16 protein-coding genes and 4 tRNA genes are annotated in these 19,336 nt (G+C 57.6%); 18 read left to right on the top strand and 2 right to left on the bottom strand.

From position 1 onward, the window contains the following. The first annotated feature begins 68 nt into the window (after positions 1-68). From rho to ABLU95_RS25620, 18 genes are all read left to right on the top strand, one after another. Positions 69-1,328, top strand: a complete 1,260-nt coding sequence (gene rho, locus ABLU95_RS25705; RefSeq protein ID WP_002883293.1) for a transcription termination factor Rho — start codon at positions 69-71, stop codon at positions 1,326-1,328. A 240-nt stretch (positions 1,329-1,568) separates the two neighbouring features. Further along, entirely contained in the window at positions 1,569-2,672 is a 1,104-nt protein-coding gene (wecA, locus tag ABLU95_RS25700) for a UDP-N-acetylglucosamine--undecaprenyl-phosphate N-acetylglucosaminephosphotransferase (RefSeq protein WP_004886849.1), read from the top strand. Positions 2,673-2,685: 13 nt separating this feature from the next. After that, positions 2,686-3,732: an ECA polysaccharide chain length modulation protein gene (gene wzzE, locus ABLU95_RS25695; protein WP_032429045.1), complete on the top strand. Its 1,047-nt coding sequence runs from the start codon at positions 2,686-2,688 to the stop codon at positions 3,730-3,732. A 56-nt stretch (positions 3,733-3,788) separates the two neighbouring features. Beyond that, the gene (wecB, locus tag ABLU95_RS25690; protein ID WP_071997580.1) at positions 3,789-4,919 is read left to right on the top strand and encodes a UDP-N-acetylglucosamine 2-epimerase (non-hydrolyzing); all 1,131 of its coding nucleotides are present in this window, start codon (positions 3,789-3,791) and stop codon (positions 4,917-4,919) included. Then, the gene (gene wecC / locus ABLU95_RS25685; protein ID WP_023291553.1) at positions 4,916-6,178 is read left to right on the top strand and encodes a UDP-N-acetyl-D-mannosamine dehydrogenase; all 1,263 of its coding nucleotides are present in this window, start codon (positions 4,916-4,918) and stop codon (positions 6,176-6,178) included. Before wecB ends, wecC begins: the two co-directional genes overlap by 4 nt. Beyond that, positions 6,175-7,242: a dTDP-glucose 4,6-dehydratase gene (rffG, locus tag ABLU95_RS25680; protein ID WP_241515693.1), complete on the top strand. Its 1,068-nt coding sequence runs from the start codon at positions 6,175-6,177 to the stop codon at positions 7,240-7,242. The genes wecC and rffG overlap by 4 nt, the downstream gene beginning before the upstream one ends. A gap of 18 nt (positions 7,243-7,260) precedes the next feature. Further along, positions 7,261-8,142 carry a glucose-1-phosphate thymidylyltransferase RfbA gene (gene rfbA / locus ABLU95_RS25675; protein ID WP_348880506.1) on the top strand — a complete coding sequence of 294 codons (882 nt, stop codon included), beginning with the start codon at positions 7,261-7,263 and terminating at the stop codon, positions 8,140-8,142. Further along, positions 8,120-8,794 carry a dTDP-4-amino-4,6-dideoxy-D-galactose acyltransferase gene (rffC, locus tag ABLU95_RS25670; RefSeq protein ID WP_023291556.1) on the top strand — a complete coding sequence of 225 codons (675 nt, stop codon included), beginning with the start codon at positions 8,120-8,122 and terminating at the stop codon, positions 8,792-8,794. The genes rfbA and rffC overlap by 23 nt, the downstream gene beginning before the upstream one ends. 4 nt (positions 8,795-8,798) lie before the next feature. Beyond that, the gene (gene rffA, locus ABLU95_RS25665; protein WP_044521751.1) at positions 8,799-9,929 is read left to right on the top strand and encodes a dTDP-4-amino-4,6-dideoxygalactose transaminase; all 1,131 of its coding nucleotides are present in this window, start codon (positions 8,799-8,801) and stop codon (positions 9,927-9,929) included. Position 9,930: 1 nt separating this feature from the next. After that, entirely contained in the window at positions 9,931-11,181 is a 1,251-nt protein-coding gene (gene wzxE / locus ABLU95_RS25660; protein WP_032454508.1) for a lipid III flippase WzxE, read from the top strand. Continuing rightward, entirely contained in the window at positions 11,178-12,254 is a 1,077-nt protein-coding gene (locus ABLU95_RS25655; protein ID WP_048296403.1) for a TDP-N-acetylfucosamine:lipid II N-acetylfucosaminyltransferase, read from the top strand. Before wzxE ends, ABLU95_RS25655 begins: the two co-directional genes overlap by 4 nt. After that, on the top strand, positions 12,251-13,597 hold the full coding sequence (gene wzyE / locus ABLU95_RS25650; protein ID WP_032454510.1) for an ECA oligosaccharide polymerase: 1,347 nt from the start codon (positions 12,251-12,253) through the stop codon (positions 13,595-13,597). The genes ABLU95_RS25655 and wzyE overlap by 4 nt, the downstream gene beginning before the upstream one ends. Positions 13,598-13,608: 11 nt before the next feature. Further along, positions 13,609-14,349 carry a lipopolysaccharide N-acetylmannosaminouronosyltransferase gene (gene wecG / locus ABLU95_RS25645; protein WP_023291561.1) on the top strand — a complete coding sequence of 247 codons (741 nt, stop codon included), beginning with the start codon at positions 13,609-13,611 and terminating at the stop codon, positions 14,347-14,349. Positions 14,350-14,555: 206 nt separating this feature from the next. Further along, on the top strand, positions 14,556-15,941 hold the full coding sequence (locus ABLU95_RS25640; RefSeq protein WP_012969196.1) for an amino acid permease: 1,386 nt from the start codon (positions 14,556-14,558) through the stop codon (positions 15,939-15,941). A gap of 102 nt (positions 15,942-16,043) precedes the next feature. Further along, positions 16,044-16,120, top strand: a tRNA-Arg gene (locus ABLU95_RS25635). A gap of 55 nt (positions 16,121-16,175) precedes the next feature. Then, positions 16,176-16,251: transfer RNA gene (locus tag ABLU95_RS25630), tRNA-His, on the top strand. 23 nt (positions 16,252-16,274) lie between these two features. Beyond that, positions 16,275-16,361 (top strand) — tRNA-Leu (locus ABLU95_RS25625). A gap of 42 nt (positions 16,362-16,403) precedes the next feature. Beyond that, positions 16,404-16,480: transfer RNA gene (locus tag ABLU95_RS25620), tRNA-Pro, on the top strand. Between the two features lie 462 nt (positions 16,481-16,942). Here the strand turns inward: ABLU95_RS25620 and hemY are convergent. Further along, on the bottom strand, positions 16,943-18,139 hold the full coding sequence (gene hemY / locus ABLU95_RS25615) for a protoheme IX biogenesis protein HemY (protein ID WP_023291562.1): 1,197 nt from the start codon (positions 18,137-18,139) through the stop codon (positions 16,943-16,945). Between the two features lie 3 nt (positions 18,140-18,142). Continuing rightward, the gene (gene hemX / locus ABLU95_RS25610) at positions 18,143-19,324 is read right to left on the bottom strand and encodes a uroporphyrinogen-III C-methyltransferase (protein WP_032454512.1); all 1,182 of its coding nucleotides are present in this window, start codon (positions 19,322-19,324) and stop codon (positions 18,143-18,145) included. Between the last annotated feature and the right edge of the window lie 12 nt (positions 19,325-19,336).

The following is a 19,336-nucleotide window of genomic DNA, read 5'->3' as shown; positions in this document are numbered from 1 at the left end:
AAGTTCCTGCCATACCATTCACAACATTAAGTTCGAGATTTACCCCGAGTTTAAGAACCCACACCACTATGAATCTTACCGAATTAAAGAATACGCCGGTTTCTGAGCTGATTACTCTCGGCGAAAATATGGGGCTGGAAAACCTGGCTCGTATGCGTAAGCAGGATATTATTTTTGCCATCCTCAAGCAGCATTCGAAGAGTGGCGAAGATATCTTTGGCGACGGCGTACTGGAGATACTGCAGGATGGATTTGGATTCCTCCGCTCCGCAGACAGCTCCTACCTCGCCGGCCCTGACGACATCTACGTATCCCCCAGCCAAATCCGCCGTTTCAACCTCCGCACTGGTGACACCATTTCCGGTAAGATTCGTCCTCCGAAAGAGGGTGAGCGTTACTTTGCGCTGCTGAAAGTTAACGAAGTTAACTACGACAAGCCGGAAAACGCCCGTAACAAGATCCTGTTCGAGAACTTAACGCCGCTGCACGCGAATTCTCGTCTGCGTATGGAGCGTGGTAACGGTTCTACCGAAGACTTAACCGCTCGCGTACTGGATCTGGCTTCCCCGATTGGCCGCGGCCAGCGTGGTCTGATCGTCGCGCCGCCGAAAGCCGGTAAAACCATGCTGCTGCAGAACATCGCGCAGAGCATCGCTTACAACCATCCGGACTGCGTGCTGATGGTGCTGCTGATCGACGAACGTCCGGAAGAAGTGACCGAGATGCAGCGTCTGGTGAAAGGTGAAGTGGTTGCTTCCACCTTCGACGAACCGGCATCCCGTCACGTTCAGGTTGCTGAGATGGTTATCGAGAAAGCGAAACGTCTGGTTGAACACAAGAAAGACGTTATCATCCTGCTTGACTCCATTACCCGTCTGGCGCGCGCCTACAACACCGTGGTCCCGGCTTCCGGTAAAGTGCTGACCGGTGGTGTGGACGCCAACGCCCTGCACCGTCCGAAGCGTTTCTTCGGTGCGGCGCGCAACGTCGAAGAGGGCGGCAGCCTGACCATCATCGCCACGGCGCTGATCGACACCGGCTCCAAAATGGATGAAGTTATCTACGAAGAGTTTAAAGGCACCGGTAACATGGAGCTTCACCTCTCTCGTAAGATTGCCGAAAAACGCGTCTTCCCGGCTATCGATTACAACCGTTCCGGTACGCGTAAAGAAGAGCTGCTCACCACTCAGGAAGAGCTGCAGAAAATGTGGATCCTGCGCAAAATTATCCATCCGATGGGTGAGATCGACGCGATGGAGTTCCTCATTAATAAACTGGCAATGACTAAGACGAATGATGACTTCTTCGATATGATGAAGCGCTCGTAAGGTAAAAAAAGCCAAAAACGCCACGCCTTTGCGTGGCGTTTTCATTTTGGGATTTGTATGATCCAGAGACAGAGAAAGCGGGACGAAAGTTGTCGTATAATGGCGCCGGACAGCAGGCGGAGACAGCTTTAACAGACTAAAATCTATACAATAAATTTGTAATGTTCTGCTTTTCCCCTTCTGGAGTTGGGGCATCATCGCTATACTTCCCGGATTAACTATGCTGAGAGCACATGCGTTGTGAATTTACTCACTGCTATTACTGAATTAATCAGTATTTTCTTATTCACGACCCTCTTTATTTTTGTCGCGCGGAAAGTGGCAAAAAAGATTGGGTTAGTGGATAAACCAAACTATCGCAAACGGCATCAGGGGTTGATTCCGTTGGTCGGTGGTATCTCAGTTTATGCAGGCATCTGTTTCACCTTCGCCATCGCCGATTATTATATTCCTCACGCCTCGCTGTATCTGGCCTGTGCGGGGGTATTGGTGCTGGTTGGCGCGCTGGACGATCGCTTCGACATCAGCGTGAAAATTCGCGCGGTCATTCAGGCCGCGATCGCCGTGATTATGATGATGGCAGGGAATCTGCATCTGAGTAGTCTGGGCTTTATTTTTGGCTCGTGGGAGCTGGTGCTGGGGCCTTTCGGCTTCTTCCTCACTCTGTTTGCCGTCTGGGCCGCCATCAACGCGTTTAATATGGTCGATGGGATTGACGGCCTGCTCGGCGGCCTGTCATCCGTCTCCTTTGCGGCGACCGGGATCATCCTCTGGTTTGACGGTCAGTACAGCCTGGCGATGTGGTGTTTTGCGATGATCGCCGCCATTCTGCCCTATATTCTTCTTAATCTTGGCGCCCTCGGCCGCCGCTATAAAGTTTTTATGGGTGACGCCGGCAGCACCATGATTGGCTTCACCATCATCTGGATCCTGCTGGAAACCACACAAGGTAAAACGCATCCCATCAGCCCGGTCACCGCGCTGTGGATTATCGCTATCCCGTTGATGGATATGGTGGCGATTATGTATCGCCGCCTGCGTAAAGGCATGAGTCCTTTCTCACCGGACCGGCAGCATATTCATCATTTGATCATGCGCGCCGGGTTTACTTCCCGCCAGGCGTTCGTCCTGATCACCCTGGCCGCTGCCCTGCTGGCGCTGGTTGGCGTCGCGGCGGAATATACCCGCATTGTGCCGGAATGGGTGATGTTAATTCTCTTTTTGGTGGCCTTCTTCCTTTATGGCTACTGTATTAAGCGCGCCTGGAAAGTGGCGCGTCTGGTTAAGCGCATCAGACGCAGAATTCGGCGACACAGCGGCAATAATCCGAAACTAACCAAGTAAAGCTGGGGATGTGATGACTCAACCATTACCGGGAGCACAATCAGTGAACGTTGAGAACGAGCTGGATATTCGCGGGCTGTTTCGCGCTTTATGGGCAGGAAAAGGCTGGATAGTCGGCGGTGCTGTACTCTTCGCCGCTATCGTGTTGGTGTACACCTTCTTTGCTCGCCAGGAGTGGAGCGCCACGGCGATCACCGATCGGCCTACTGTCAACATGTTGGGGGGGTACTATTCCCAGCAGCAGTTCTTACGCAATCTGGATATCAAAGCCGACCTGGCCTCGGTAGATCAGCCTTCCGCCATGGATGAAGCGTATAAAGAGTTCATCATGCAGTTGGCCTCCTGGGATACCCGGCGTGATTTCTGGCTGCAAACGGACTACTACAAGCAGCGACAGTCGGGTAATGCTCGCGCCGATGCGGCGATGCTGGATGATTTAATTAACAATATCCAGTTTATGCCAGGCGATGCGGCCAAGAGCGTCAACGACAGCGTCAAACTGACCGCCGAGACCGGGCAGGATGCCAATAATTTGCTGCGCCAGTATGTGGCTTTCGCCAGCCAGCGGGCGGCCGGCCATCTTAACGACGAGCTCAAAGGCGCCTGGGCGGCGCGGACGGTACAAATGAAGGCGCAGGTGAAGCGCCAGGAAGAGGTGGCCGAGGCTATTTTCAACCGCCGGACCCACAGCGTGGAGCAAGCGCTGAAGGTCGCTCAGCAGCATAATATCTCGCGCAGCGAAACGGATGTTCCTGCCGATCAGTTGCCGGATTCAGAGCTATTTTTATTGGGCAGGCCGATGCTGCAGGCCAGACTGGAAAACCTGCAGGCCGTCGGACCGGAATATGACCTCGATTACGACCAGAATCGCGCCATGCTGAGCACGTTGAACGTCGGTCCAACGTTGGATCCGCGTTTTCAGACTTACCGGTATTTGCGAACGCCGGAAGAACCTGTAAAACGCGATAGCCCGCGCCGTGTATTTCTGATGGTGATGTGGGGGATTGTGGGTGCGCTCATCGGCGCAGGCGTGGCGTTATCGCGTCGTCGTGTCCTGTGATTGCGGCCTGTGGTGAAGGGCAAATGACCTTCATCGCCTAATCGAAGAGAATCGATGTGAAAGTACTAACTGTATTTGGCACGAGGCCGGAAGCCATCAAGATGGCTCCTCTGGTCCATGCGCTGGCAAAGGATCCTCATTTTGAGGCGAAAGTATGCGTGACCGCGCAGCATCGGGAGATGCTCGATCAGGTGTTGAAACTATTCTCCATCACCCCGGACTACGATCTCAACATCATGAAGCCGGGGCAGGGGCTCACCGAGATCACCTGCCGTATTCTTGAGGGGCTGAAGCCGGTTCTGGAGTCGTTTAAACCCGACGTGGTGCTGGTGCATGGCGATACCACCACCACGATGGCGGCGAGCCTGGCGGCGTTTTACCAGCGCATACCGGTGGGCCATGTAGAGGCGGGTCTGCGGACCGGCGATTTAAGTTCGCCGTGGCCGGAAGAGGGCAACCGTACGCTGACCGGGCATCTGGCGACGTACCATTTCGCCCCTACGGAAACCTCGCGGCAGAATCTGCTGCGGGAAAACATTGCCGACAGTCGCATCACGGTGACCGGGAATACGGTCATCGATGCCCTATTCTGGGTGCGCGATCGCGTTCTGGGCGATGAAGCGCTACGGGAGACCCTGCTGCAGCGCTATCCTTTCATTAGCCACGGTAAAAAAATGATTCTGGTTACCGGCCATCGGCGGGAAAGCTTTGGGCTCGGCTTTGAGCAGATCTGCCAGGCGCTGGCGGAGATAGCCCATACCCACCCTGAGGTGCAGATTGTCTATCCGGTTCACCTGAATCCTAACGTCAGCGAACCGGTGAACCGTATTCTCGGCCATATCGACAACGTGATGTTGATTGAACCGCAGGACTACCTACCGTTCGTCTGGTTGATGGATCGGGCCTGGCTCATCCTGACCGATTCCGGTGGTATTCAGGAAGAGGCGCCTTCCCTGGGGAAACCGGTGCTGGTCATGCGCGATATGACCGAACGTCCGGAAGCGGTGGCCGCCGGTACCGTCTGTCTGGTGGGCACCGACAGCCAGCGCATCGTGGCGGAAGTCACGCGACTGCTGGAGGATGATGCCGCATACCAGGCGATGAGCCGCGCGCATAATCCTTATGGCGATGGCGAAGCATGTCGTCGAATTTTGTCTGCACTTAAAAATAATCAGGTAACGCTATGAGTTTTTCTACCATTTCAGTGATTGGCCTTGGCTATATCGGGCTGCCAACCGCTGCCGCGTTCGCCTCCCGGCAGAAGCGGGTGGTCGGCGTTGATGTCAATCAACATGCCGTGGAGACCATTAACCGTGGAGAGATTCATATCGTGGAGCCGGATCTGGCGAGCGTGGTGAAGACCGCGGTCGAGCAGGGATATTTAAGCGCCACCACCACCCCGGTGGCAGCGGATGCCTACCTGATTGCCGTGCCGACGCCGTTTAAAGATCGCCACGAGCCGGATATGGTGTTTGTCGAGTCGGCGGCTAAATCCATTGCGCCGACGTTAAAGAAAGGCTCGCTGGTGATCCTCGAGTCCACCTCGCCGGTCGGGTCGACCGAACAGATGGCTGAGTGGCTGGCGGAGATGCGCCCGGACCTCAGCTTTCCCCAGCAGGTGGGTGAAGCGGCGGACGTGAATATCGCCTACTGCCCGGAGCGGGTATTGCCCGGCCAGGTGATGGTCGAGCTGATTAAAAACGACCGCGTTATCGGCGGCATGTCGCCGGTCTGCTCCGCTCGCGCCAGCGAGCTGTATAAAATCTTCCTCGAAGGCGAATGTGTGGTGACCAACTCGCGTACCGCCGAGATGTGCAAGCTGACGGAAAACAGCTTCCGCGACGTCAACATCGCTTTTGCCAACGAGCTGTCGCTGATTTGCGCCGATCAGGCCATTAACGTCTGGGAACTGATCCGCCTGGCGAACCGCCATCCGCGAGTGAATATCCTGCAGCCGGGACCGGGCGTCGGCGGCCACTGTATCGCCGTCGACCCGTGGTTTATCGTGGCGCAAAACCCGCAGCAGGCGCGTCTGATCCGCACGGCCCGTGAGGTCAACGACCACAAGCCGGAATGGGTTATCGAACAGGTGAAGGCGCAGGTAGCTGACTGCCTGAATGCCACCAACAAACGGGCCAGCGAACTGACCATTGCCTGTTTTGGCCTCGCCTTTAAGCCGAATATTGACGACCTGCGCGAAAGCCCGGCAATGGAAATTGCCGCGCAGATTGCCCGCTGGCACAGCGGCACGACGCAGGTAGTTGAGCCCAACATTCACGCGCTGCCGAAGAAACTCGACGGTCTGTGTACGCTGGCGACCCTCGATGCGGCGCTGGCCAGCGCCGACGTGCTGGTGATGCTGGTCGATCACCATGAATTTAAAGCCGTTAGCGGCGACAGCGTCACCCAGGCGTATATCATCGACACCAAAGGAGTGTGGCGGTGAGAACCATTCTGGTCACCGGCGGCGCGGGCTTCATTGGTTCGGCGGTAGTGCGGGAGATTATCCAGCACACCGCCGATCGCGTGGTGGTGGTGGATAAACTGACCTACGCCGGCAATTTAATGTCGCTGGCGCCGGTGGCGCAGGATGCGCGTTTCGCCTTTGAACAGGTGGATATCTGCGACCGCGGCGAGCTGGACCGTATTTTCGTGCAGTATCAACCGGATACAGTGATGCACCTGGCGGCGGAAAGCCATGTCGATCGGTCGATTGACGGCCCGGCGGCATTTATTGAAACCAATATCGTGGGCACCTATACGCTGCTGGAGGCGGCCCGTAGCTGGTGGAATACGCTGGATACGGCGCAAAAATCGGCGTTTCGCTTCCATCACATCTCCACCGATGAAGTGTATGGCGATCTGCACGGCAGCGATGATTTCTTTACCGAGACCACGCCCTATGCGCCAAGCAGCCCCTATTCGGCCTCGAAAGCCAGCAGCGACCACCTGGTGCGTGCCTGGCTGCGGACCTATGGCCTGCCGACGCTTATCACCAACTGCTCGAATAACTACGGCCCATATCACTTCCCCGAGAAGCTGATCCCGCTGACCATCCTCAACGCGCTGGCAGGCAAGCCGCTGCCAGTGTATGGCAATGGACAGCAGATCCGCGACTGGCTGTACGTGGAAGATCACGCCAGAGCGCTGTATCTGGTGGCGACCCGCGGCGAACCGGGCGAGACTTACAATATCGGCGGTCATAACGAGCGTAAAAACATCGAGGTGGTGGAAACCATTTGCGAATTGCTCGAAGCGCTGGCGCCGCATAAGCCGCAGGGCGTGGCGCACTATCGCCACCTGATCGCCTTTGTTGCCGATCGCCCGGGCCACGATCTGCGCTATGCCATTGATGCCTCGAAGATCGCCCGTGAGCTGGGCTGGACGCCGGCTGAGACCTTCACTTCCGGTATGCGTAAGACCGTGGCGTGGTATCTGGCGAACGAGACATGGTGGCGCCAGGTTCAGGACGGAAGCTATCAGGGCGAGCGTCTTGGACTGCAAGGCTAATCATCTCTGGGGGGAATGATGAAAGGTATTATTCTGGCGGGGGGGTCCGGAACGCGACTGCATCCCATCACCCGCGGCGTGTCGAAGCAGCTGTTGCCGATCTACGATAAGCCGATGATCTACTACCCGCTGTCGGTATTAATGCTGGCCGGGATCCGTGAGATCCTGATCATCACCACGCCGGACGATCTGCGCGATTTTCAGCGCCTGCTCGGCGATGGCTCAGAGTTTGGCATTGCGCTGCACTATGCCGTACAGCCGACGCCGGATGGTTTAGCCCAGGCGTTTATCATCGGCGAAGCCTTTCTTAACGACGAACCGGCGTGCCTGGTGTTAGGCGACAACATCTTCTTCGGCCAGAGCTTCAGCCCCAAGCTGCGCAGCGTGGCTGCCCGCACGGAAGGGGCGACGATTTTTGGCTATCAGGTGATGGATCCTGAGCGCTTTGGCGTGGTGGAGTTTGATGACAACTTTCGCGCGCTGTCGCTGGAAGAGAAGCCGAAGCAGCCGAAGTCGAACTGGGCGGTCACCGGTCTCTATTTCTACGATGGCAAGGTGGCGGAGTACGCCAAACGGGTCAAGCCATCCGAGCGCGGCGAACTGGAAATCACCTCTATCAACCAGATGTACCTTGAAGATGGCGCATTGACCGTCGAACTGCTTGGACGCGGCTTTGCGTGGCTGGATACCGGCACCCACGATAGCCTGATCGAGGCCAGCATGTTCGTGCAGACCGTCGAGAAGCGTCAGGGCTTCAAAATCGCCTGTCTGGAAGAGATCGGCTGGCGCAACGGCTGGCTGGACGACGACGGCGTCAAACACGCGGCGAAGCGGTTGGAAAAAACCGGCTACGGCCAATATCTGCTGGATCTGCTCCGTGCCCGTCCGCGCCAGTATTGATCCCCTGGAGTGGGAGAACCGCTTCTTTGCCGTTAACAGCGCCGTCGTTCACTTTGACGAGCATGCGCCGCGGCTGACGCCTGAGGCGCTGGCGGGGTGGTCGCGAGTGCAGGCGAAGGTAGCCGCCAGCGACACCGTCCGGCTCGACGCGCTGCAGCAGCTGGGTTTTCAGCTGGTGGAAGGCGAGGTCGATCTGGCGCTACCGGTGGGCAACCCTGCGGATGCGGGCGCCGACGTCGCCGTGGAGGCGGATATTGCGCCACTGCGCGAGCAGGCGGCGCAGGCCTTTGCGATGAGCCGCTTTCGCGCGCCCTGGTATGCTGCCGACGCCAGCGGCCGTTTCTATGCCCAGTGGATTGAAAATGCGGTGCGCGGCACCTTCGATCATCAGTGCCTGATTTACCGCCATCCAGAGGGCGATATTCGCGCCTTTGTCTCCCTGCGCCAGCTCAATGCCACCGAGGCGCGTATCGGCCTGCTGGCCGGACGCGGCGCCGGGGCGCAGCTGATGCAGGCGGCGCGGTACTGGGCCGCTTCGCGCGGACTTTCTACACTGCGGGTGGCGACCCAGATGGGCAACACCGCCGCGCTTAAACGTTATATTCTCAGCGGTGCTAATGTGGAAAGCACCGCCTACTGGCTATACAGGTGACCCCATGATCCCATTTAACGCGCCGCCGGTGGTTGGAACCGAGCTTGATTACATGCAGTCTGCGATGAACAGCGGCAAGCTGTGCGGCGACGGCGGCTTTACGCGCCGCTGCCAGCAGTGGATGGAGCAGCGTTTTGGCACGGCAAAAGCCCTGCTAACCCCTTCCTGCACGGCTTCGCTGGAGATGGCCGCGCTGCTGCTGGATATCCAGCCGGGCGACGAAGTGATTATGCCCAGCTATACCTTTGTCTCCACCGCCAATGCCTTTGTGCTGCGCGGGGCGAAAATCGTCTTCGTCGATATCCGTCGCGATACGATGAATATCGATGAAACGTTAATCGAAGCCGCTATCACCGATAAAACCCGGGCGATCGTCCCGGTGCACTATGCCGGCGTAGCCTGCGAGATGGATACCATCATGGCCATCGCCGACAAGTACAACCTGTTCGTGGTGGAAGACGCCGCGCAGGGGGTGATGTCCACCTACAAGGGGCGCGCGCTGGGCACCATCGGCCATATCGGCTGCTTCAGCTTCCATGAAACTAAAAACTACACCGCCGGCGGTGAGGGCGGGGCGACGCTGATCAACGATCGCACGCTGGTGGAACGTGCGGAGATCATTCGCGAAAAAGGCACCAACCGCAGCCAGTTCTTTCGTGGCCTGGTGGATAAATATACCTGGCGGGACATTGGCTCCAGCTATCTGATGTCCGACCTGCAGGCCGCCTATCTGTGGGCGCAGCTGGAAGCGGCGGAGCGCATCAACCAGCAGCGTCTGGCGCTGTGGCAGAATTACTATGACGCGCTGCTGCCGCTGGCCCGCGCGGGACGTATTGAACTGCCGACGGTCCCGGCTGACTGCGGGCAAAACGCGCACATGTTCTACATTAAGCTGCGCGATATCGAGGATCGCAGCAGGCTTATCGCCTGGCTGAAAGAGGCGGAGATCCTCGCGGTATTCCATTACATTCCCCTGCACAGCTGTCCGGCAGGCGAACACTTCGGCGAATTCCACGGTGAAGACCGCTATACCACCCAGGAGAGCGAGCGCCTGGTGCGCCTGCCGCTGTTTTACAATCTGTCTGTGGTGAACCAGCGGACGGTGATTAACTCGCTGCTGAGCTACTTCTCCTGATATGTCGTTAGCAAAAGCCTCATTGTGGACGGCGGCCTCGACGCTGGTCAAAATCGGCGCCGGGCTGTTGGTCGTCAAGCTGCTGGCCGTCTCGTTTGGGCCCGCGGGCGTTGGTCAGGCCGGTAACTTCCGGCAACTGGTCACCGTGCTCGGCGTGCTGGCCGGGGCCGGGATATTTAACGGCGTCACGAAGCTGGTGGCTCAGCATCACGACGATCCCCCGCGCCTGAAGCAGGTGGTGGGCACCTCGTCGGCGATGGTGCTTGGCTTTTCCACGCTGCTGGCGCTGGTGTTTTTACTGGCGGCGGCGCCGATAAGCCAGGGGCTGTTCGGTCATACTCATTATCAGAATCTGGTACGGCTGGTGGCGCTGGTGCAGATGGGGATCGCCTGGGCGAACTTCCTGCTGGCGCTGATGAAAGGCTTTCGCGATGCGGCGGGAAACGCCTTCTCGCTGATTGCCGGCAGCCTGATTGGCGTGGCGGCCTATTATGCCTGTTACTACTTCGGTGGTTACCAGGGGGCGCTGCTGGGGCTGGCGTTAGTGCCGGCGCTGGTGGTGATCCCGGCGGGCATCATGCTCTGGCGGCGGGGTAATATTCCGCTGAGCGCCCTGCGTCCGCGCTGGGATAACGGTCTGGCGGGACAGCTATCGAAATTTACCCTGATGGCGCTGATAACCTCAGTGACCCTGCCGGTGGCTTATGTGATGATGCGTAATCTGCTGGCGGCGCATTATGGCTGGGAGGCGGTCGGTATCTGGCAGGGGGTGAGCAGTATCTCCGATGCCTATCTGCAGTTTATTACCGCCTCGTTCAGCGTCTATCTCCTGCCGACGCTGTCGCGGCTGAGCGCCAAAACGGATATCACCCGCGAGATAGTCAAGTCGCTGAAATTCGTCCTGCCGGCAGTGGCGGCGGCGAGCCTGACGGTCTGGCTGCTGCGTGATTTTGCCATCTGGCTGCTGTTTTCCGATCGCTTTACCGCGATGCGAGACCTGTTCGCCTGGCAGCTGGTGGGCGACGTTTTAAAAGTAGGCGCCTACGTCTATGGCTATCTGGTGATCGCTAAAGCGTCGCTGCGTTTTTATATTCTGACGGAAATCAGCCAGTTCACGCTGCTGACCGCATTCTCACACTGGCTTATACCGGCGCACGGCGCGGTTGGCGCGGCGCAGGCGTATATGGCCACTTATATTGTTTATTTCGCCCTTTGTAGTGGCGTGTTTTTACTCTGGCGTAAACGGGCATGACAGCACTGATACATGTACTGGGATCGGATATCCCGCATCATAACCAGACCGTACTGCGGTTCTTTAACGACGAACTGGCCGCCGATCCGCAGGCCAGGAGATTTATGGTCGTCGGTGATGAGGCCAGCGTGCGTGATGGGTATCCGGCGCTGGACATCACCTGCTATCCGGGGAAGAAGTCGCTGGCGCAGGCGGTGATTGCGCAAGCCAAAGCCAACCGTCAGCAGCGCTTTTTCTTCCACGGCCAGTTCAATACCGGCCTGTGGCTGGCGCTGTTGAGCGGCGGTATCCGCCCATCGCAGTTTAACTGGCATATCTGGGGGGCGGATCTGTATGAAAACGCGACCAGCCTGAAGTTCCGCCTGTTCTATCCGCTGCGCCGCCTGGCGCAGGGGCGGGTAGGGCGCGTTTTCGCCACCCGCGGCGATCTTAGCTGGTTCGCTAACCGCCATCCGCGCGTTCCGGGCGAACTGCTCTACTTCCCGACCCGTATGGATCCGGCGCTGAATACCCTGGCCGAAAACGCGCCGCGCGGCGACACGCTGACCATTCTGGTGGGCAACTCCGGGGATCGCAGCAATGAACATATTGCCGCGCTGAAGGCTATCCATCAGCAGTTTGGCGATACGGTAAACGTCATCGTGCCGATGGGCTATCCGGCGAATAACGAGGCCTATATCAATGAGGTTCGTGAGGCGGGGGCGGCGCTGTTTAGTCGCGAGCATCTGCAGATCCTCAGCGAGAAGCTTGAGTTTCATGATTATCTGGCGCTGCTGCGCCGCTGCGATCTGGGCTATTTCCTGTTTGCGCGTCAGCAGGGGATCGGCACCTTGTGCCTGTTGATTCAGGCGGGCATTCCCTGCGTGCTCAACCGCGAAAACCCATTCTGGCAGGATATGACCGAGCAGCATGTGCCGGTGCTGTTCACCAGCGATGCGCTGGACGTCAGCGTGGTGCGCGAAGCGCAGCGCCAGCTGGCGAGCGTGGATAAGTCGGGTATCGCTTTCTTCCGGCCGAACTATCTGACGGGCTGGCAGCGGGCGCTACGGTTAGCGGCGGAGGGGCAGGCATGACGTTAATGCAATTTAGCGGGCTGCTGGTGGTCTGGCTGCTGTCGACGCTGTTTATCGCCACCGCCACCTGGTTTGAGTTCCGTCGGGTACGCTTCAACTTCAACGTCTTTTTCTCGTTGCTGTTTCTGCTGACCTTTTTCTTCGGTTTCCCGCTGACCAGTATTCTGGTGTTCCGCTTTGACGTCAGCGTGGCGCCGCCGGAGATTTTGCTGCAGACGCTGCTGATCGCGGTGTGCTTCTACGCGATCTACTACGTGACCTATAAAACGCGGCTGCGTCCGGCATCGCGTGAGGTTACGCGTCGGCCGCTGTTTACCATGAACCGGGTGGAAACCCATCTGGCGTGGGGCATACTGATGGGGCTGGCGCTGCTGTGCGTCGGCATCTTCTTCGCCCACAATGGTTTCCTGCTGTTTAAGCTCAACTCCTACAGCCAGATTTTCTCTGCTGAAGTCTCCGGCGTGGCGTTGAAGCGCTTCTTCTACTTCTTTATCCCGGCGATGCTGGTGGTCTATTTCCTGCGCCAGGATTATAAGGCGTGGATTTTCTTCCTCGTCAGCACCGTGGCCTTTGGTCTGCTGACCTACGCTATCGTCGGCGGGACTCGTGCCAATATCATCATCGCCTTCGCCATCTTCCTGTTTATCGGCATTATTCGCGGCTGGATCAGCTTGTGGATGCTGGCTGCGGCGGGCGTGCTGGGCATCGTCGGCATGTTCTGGCTGGCGCTGAAGCGCTACGGGATGAACGTCAGCGGCGACGAAGCGTTTTATACCTTCCTCTATCTCACACGCGATACCTTCTCGCCGTGGGAGAACCTGGCGCTGCTGCTGCAAAACTATGACAAGATCGATTTCCAGGGGCTGGCGCCGATGATCCGCGACTTCTACGTCTTTATCCCCAGCTGGATGTGGCACGGTCGTCCGACGATGGTGCTCAATACCGCCAACTACTTCACCTGGGAAGTGTTAAACAACCATTCGGGGCTGGCGATTTCGCCGACGCTGATTGGCTCGCTGGTGGTGATGGGCGGCGTCTGGTTTGTGCCGCTGGGCGCTGTGGCGGTCGGGTTGATTATTAAATGGTTCGACTGGCTGTATGAGCTCGGCAACCGGGAGAGCAATCGCTATAAAGCGGCAATCCTGCATAGTTTCTGTTTCGGCGCTATCTTCAACATGATAGTGCTGGCGCGCGAGGGGCTGGATTCGTTCGGCTCCCGCGTGGTGTTTTTCCTCGTGATCTTTGGTATCTGCTTGCTGGCGGCGAAACTGCTGTACTGGTTCCTGGATAGCGTGGGACTGATTCATAAGCGCGTAAAACCGCTTTCGCAACCGCAAGTCTGAGAAGGATGGACATGACTGGGACCATTTCCGCGCCGTTGTACCTGTTAAGAGGGCTGCAGCTCATAGGCTGGCGCGATATGCAGCACGCTCTGGATTATTTATATGCCGACGGCGTTCTCCGGGAGGGGACGCTGGTGGCGATTAATGCCGAGAAAATGCTGGCCGTAGAGGATAACCCCGAGGTGCGGGCGCTGATTGAGGCGGCGGAGTTTAAATATGCGGATGGCATCAGCGTGGTACGTTCGCTGCGTAAAAAATATCCGCAGGCCCAGGTGTCCCGCGTGGCGGGAGCCGATCTCTGGGAAGCGTTAATGCAGCGCGCCGGCGCTGAAGGCACTCCGGTGTTTTTGGTCGGCGGTAAACCTGAAGTCCTGGCGCAGACGGCGTCCAGCCTGCGCCAGCGCTGGCAGGTGAATATCGTCGGCAGCCAGGACGGCTATTTTGCGCCTGAGCAACGGCAGGCATTGTTCGAACGCATTCGCGACAGCGGGGCGAAAATCGTCACCGTCGCCATGGGGTCCCCGCGTCAGGAGATCTTTATGCGCGACTGTCGGCGCCTGTACCCGCACGCGCTGTATATGGGCGTCGGCGGCACTTACGATGTTTTCACCGGGCACGTTCATCGGGCGCCGAAGTTCTGGCAGGATCTGGGGCTGGAGTGGTTTTACCGCCTGGTTTCCCAGCCGAGCCGGATTAAAAGGCAGGCCCGGCTGCTACGATATTTACGTTGGCATTACACCAATAAACTCTAATATTCCTCTGCATTCTGGCGAGTTTGTGTCCATTTTCTGTTTAATGTCTTTACTCGCCTGATACTTTATTTGCCATTTCCATAAAATTCATTAACCATTCGCAGGCTTCATACGCGCGGGGGGAGACCTGCGCGTCGGCAAGGCTATGAGTTCAGTTAATAACAATAACCGGGAGTACCCGGAATACGGCAAACACAAGAGGATATATGACTGAGAAAAAAGCGGAGCTCCAGCGTGGACTGGAGGCCCGGCATATTGAACTGATCGCCCTTGGGGGGACGATTGGCGTGGGGTTGTTTATGGGGGCGGCCAGTACCCTGAAGTGGGCTGGGCCTTCCGTGCTGCTGGCGTACATTATCGCTGGCCTGTTCGTCTTTTTCATTATGCGCTCAATGGGCGAAATGCTGTTCCTTGAGCCCGTCACCGGCTCCTTCGCAGTGTATGCGCATCGCTATATGAGCCCCTTCTTCGGCTACCTGACCGCCTGGTCGTACTGGTTTATGTGGATGGCGGTGGGCATCTCTGAGATTACCGCCATCGGCGTCTATGTGCAGTTCTGGTTCCCGGAGATGGCGCAGTGGATCCCGGCGTTAATTGCCGTGGGGCTGGTGGCGCTGGCTAACCTCGCGGCGGTCCGGCTGTACGGTGAAATCGAGTTCTGGTTCGCCATGATTAAAGTGACCACCATTATCGTGATGATCGTCGTGGGCCTGGGCGTCATTTTCTTCGGCTTTGGCAACGGCGGCCACTCCATCGGTTTTGGCAACCTGACCGAACATGGCGGCTTCTTTGCCGGCGGCTGGAAGGGCTTCCTGACGGCGCTGTGTATCGTGGTCGCGTCCTATCAGGGCGTGGAGCTCATCGGCATTACCGCTGGTGAAGCGAAAAATCCGCAGGTCACACTGCGCAGCGCGGTGGGCAAAGTGCTGTGGCGGATCCTGATTTTCTACGTCGGCGCGATTTTCGTTATCGTCACCATCTTCCCATGGGATCAAATCGGCTCCAACGGCAGCCCGTTCGTACTGACGTTTGCCAAAATCGGTATTACCGCCGCGGCGGGGATTATCAACTTTGTGGTGCTGACGGCGGCGCTTTCCGGCTGCAACAGCGGGATGTACAGCTGCGGACGTATGCTGTACGCCCTGGCGAAGAACCGTCAGCTGCCGGCGGCGATCGGTAAGGTATCGCGCAACGGCGTTCCGGCCGTCGGCGTGGCGCTGTCTATTCTGATCCTGCTGGTAGGCTCCTGCCTGAATTACATCATTCCTAATCCGCAGCGGGTGTTTGTCTATGTCTATAGCGCCAGCGTCCTGCCGGGGATGGTGCCCTGGTTTGTGATCCTGATTAGTCAGCTGCGTTTCCGTCGCGTACATCGGGCAGCGATAGCCAGCCATCCGTTCCGTTCGCTGCTGTTTCCGTGGGCCAACTATTTCACCATGGCTTTCCTGATCTGCGTGCTGGTCGGGATGGGGCTGAATGATGAAACCCGGATGTCGCTCTTTGTCGGCATTATTTTCCTTGCTGCCGTTACCCTGATTTATAAGGTGTTTGGCCTCGGAAGGCAGGGGCAAGTCAATAATACGGCTGAATAAGCGCCAAAACGAACAAAGCATGAGCAAACGATAATTTTCTTTTAAAAGGCACTAGACAGCGGGGGAGGAAGTCCGTATTATCCGACCCCGCAACGGCGCTAAGCGCCCGTAGCTCAGCTGGATAGAGCGCTGCCCTCCGGAGGCAGAGGTCTCAGGTTCGAATCCTGTCGGGCGCACCATTAACCCGGTGCTGGAGCTGCGGTGGTTTTAATACCGCGTAAAAGGTTTGCAGTGGTGGCTATAGCTCAGTTGGTAGAGCCCTGGATTGTGATTCCAGTTGTCGTGGGTTCGAATCCCATTAGCCACCCCATTATTTGATAGAGTTGTGAATTTGCGAAGGTGGCGGAATTGGTAGACGCGCTAGCTTCAGGTGTTAGTGTTCTTACGGACGTGGGGGTTCAAGTCCCCCCCCTCGCACCACGACTTTAACGAATTGAACTAAAAATTCAAAAAGCAGTATTTCGGCGAGTAGCGCAGCTTGGTAGCGCAACTGGTTTGGGACCAGTGGGTCGGAGGTTCGAATCCTCTCTCGCCGACCAATTTTGAACCCCGCTTCGGCGGGGTTTTTTGTTTTCTGTGACTTCCTGCCATGACTTATTTCCCTGATCTTGCTGATAAAAAATCTTCTCTTTGCTTAAGAATACGCGTCAGGAAAACTCTCAATTCATCACTGTGGTAGATGCAATTTCCCTGGATCCTGTGCGATAATAATCGGGTAGATGCTCATTCCATCTCTTATGTTCGCCTTTGTGCCTCATAAACTCCGGAATGATGCAGAGCCGTTCTTACGGTGCTTATCGTCCACTGACAGATGTCGCATTTATGCCTCATCAAACACCATGGACATTACGTTGAGTGAAGCACCCAATTTGTTGTCAAACAGACCTGTTTTAACGCCTGCCCTGATTTCAGCGCAGGCGTTTTTTTCTTTCAGGGGGATCGTCAACGGGAAGGCGGGGTAGAAGGGCTATCGCCCCGCAGGAGGCGACAGCCAGGTGAGGTTATTGCTGAGGGTTATTCTGCAGCGTCAGCAGCAGACCATCGCGGCGCATGGTAGCCGCTTCCTCCGGTTGATGGAGACGATCCAGAGCATCCGCCAGCCAGGCGTAATCAAAGGCATCCGGACGCTGCTTAAGCGCGGCGCGGAAGGCGATGCTGGCCTCCTGCCATTCGCCGTGCCGCATCAGCGACTGGCCCAGGGTGCTCCACAGCAGCGGACGATCGCCAACGGCTTTGATCTGCTGGCGCAGTACTTTCTCCAGCTGTTCCGGGTTATTGGTCTTCAGGCGCGGGATCGGCATCACCAGACGGTCGTCATACTGTTTCTTCAGACCATCAATAATAATTTGCTGCGCGGTATCGTGATCGTCGCTCTCGATGAGGCGCTCGGCCATCGCCACCTGCAGCGGCACCAGCGCCCGCGTTTTACGGCTCTGGTTGCGCCACCATTCGCGCAGCCCCTCGCTGCCGCCGTCGGCCAGCGCTTTGTCCATCAGGCCAACCCATGCCAGCTGTTCCAGCGCGGCGCGGTGCTCTTCATCGCCGACGTTAGCTTTCGCCATCGACGGAATGATATCCAGCAGCGACTGCCAGGCGCCGGTACGGGTATAAGCCTGTTCGGCGAGGCGCAGCACTTCCGGATGACGCGGGGTGATTTCCAGTAGCTTATCGATGCCATGACGCGCGGCGTGATTTTCATTGCGCGCCAGCTGCAGGCGAACGCGGGTGATTTCCACCGGGATCAGGTCATCGCCCGCCAGGTCGGTGGCGCGCTCCAGATGCTGGTTAGCCCGCGCTTCATCGCCGCGCTGCTGGGCCGCTTCCGCCGCCAGCAGATAGTTCACCACCGGCTGTTCGGCGTGATCGGCGTTTTTCGCCATCAGCTTCTCAACCTGCTGGTAATCACCTTCGGCCAGCTTAAGCAGCGCCTGCTCGGTTTGCTTACGCGCGCGACGGCGTTTACGGCCGACAAACCAGCCGCGCGTATGCGCCCCGGTGCGGAAAATACGGCGCAGCAGCCATTCAATGGCGAACAGCACCACCATGGCGAGGATCAGGATGATCACCAGCCCGGTCACGCTGGTCTCGATATTGTAATTATCGGTCTGGATCAGGACGTAGCCCTGATGCCCGGCGATCATCGGGCCAAGCACGATCCCGGCGATCAACAGTGCGAAGAGTAAAAGAATTTTCAGCATGCGTTACTCTCCTTGCGGCGCAGCGGGGGCGGCCGGTGCTGCAGGTGCAGGCGAGGGCGCGCCGCCTGCGGAAACGGCAGGCTGCGCCATCAGATTACGCACCCGGGTCTGCATCAGTTTTTCCAGCAACGCCTGGCTCTGCAGCGTTTCCGGTACCGTCATGGTAATGCTTTGCTGACTGAGCTTATCCACCTCTTCAAGGAAGGCTTTAGTGGTGGCGTCATCGGTATCGTAATAGGCGCGTACCCAGGTCGAGACGTTATCCAGCGACTGTTTCCAGGTCTCTTCCTGATGGCGCGGCACTGCCTGCGCGGCGACCAGCAGGCGAGAGCGAATATTTTCCCGCAGATAGATATCCTGATTCGGCGCCAGCAGCGGGACCGCCGTTTCATCGCGGCGGCGCACGGTGATAAAACTGTCCATAAAATTCTGCCAGCTTTTCTGCAGATTGACGCGCCATTCGCTGATGGAGCTGGAGAGCTCATCGCTATCAGAATCCATCGGCGAATCGTCATCGTTATTATCCGCCAGCCGCAGGTTATCGATTTGGTTCGCCAGCTGATTAACCTTGAGGATCATGCCGTCGTAGTCGACCTGGTTCACCGCGGAGAGGGTGGCGATATCGTCGGTGATCGCCCGGCGGGCGCCGATCAGGCTTGGGTCATTCATGTCGGCGAGGCTGGCGTCGGCGCTTTTCAGCAGCGCGGCGGCGGTGGTGACATCCTGATCGCTCCACAGCTTACGTCCCGCCAGCTTGACGAGGAAGTCGGCCTGGGCCAGCAGCCAGGTTTTGGCGTCGCTACCGGAAATGATCGCCACTTTTTGCTGGACTTCGTCCAGCTGTTTGGCCAGCGTCTCCTGCTGATGTTTGGCTTCGTTTAGCTGCTCGGCCTGCTGTTTGATAATGCCTTCCAGTTCGCTTTTTTGGCTCTCCTGCGCTTTTTGCAGCGCCGCGACCTGGCTTGATAATTCAGAGGTGGTTTCGTTTTGACGCGAGGCCTGCTGTTTGTTCAGGCCATACAGGCCGATACCGGCGGCTATCGCAATGGCGATAGCGATCGCGCTGAGCGCCAGGCTGGTTTTGTTGCCAGCCTTCTTCTTATCAGTGTTCTCTGGCTGTGGTGTGGTCTCCACGGCCTCCCTGGTCTCTTCAACCACGGCGGATTGATTTTGTTGTTCCGTCATTATGGCTTCCAA

Source organism: Klebsiella sp. GG_Kp146, from assembly GCF_040061975.1.
GTDB lineage: Bacteria > Pseudomonadota > Gammaproteobacteria > Enterobacterales > Enterobacteriaceae > Klebsiella > Klebsiella quasipneumoniae.
Note: the sequence above shows the minus strand (reverse complement) of the source record. Positions and strands in the feature narration are given on the sequence as shown.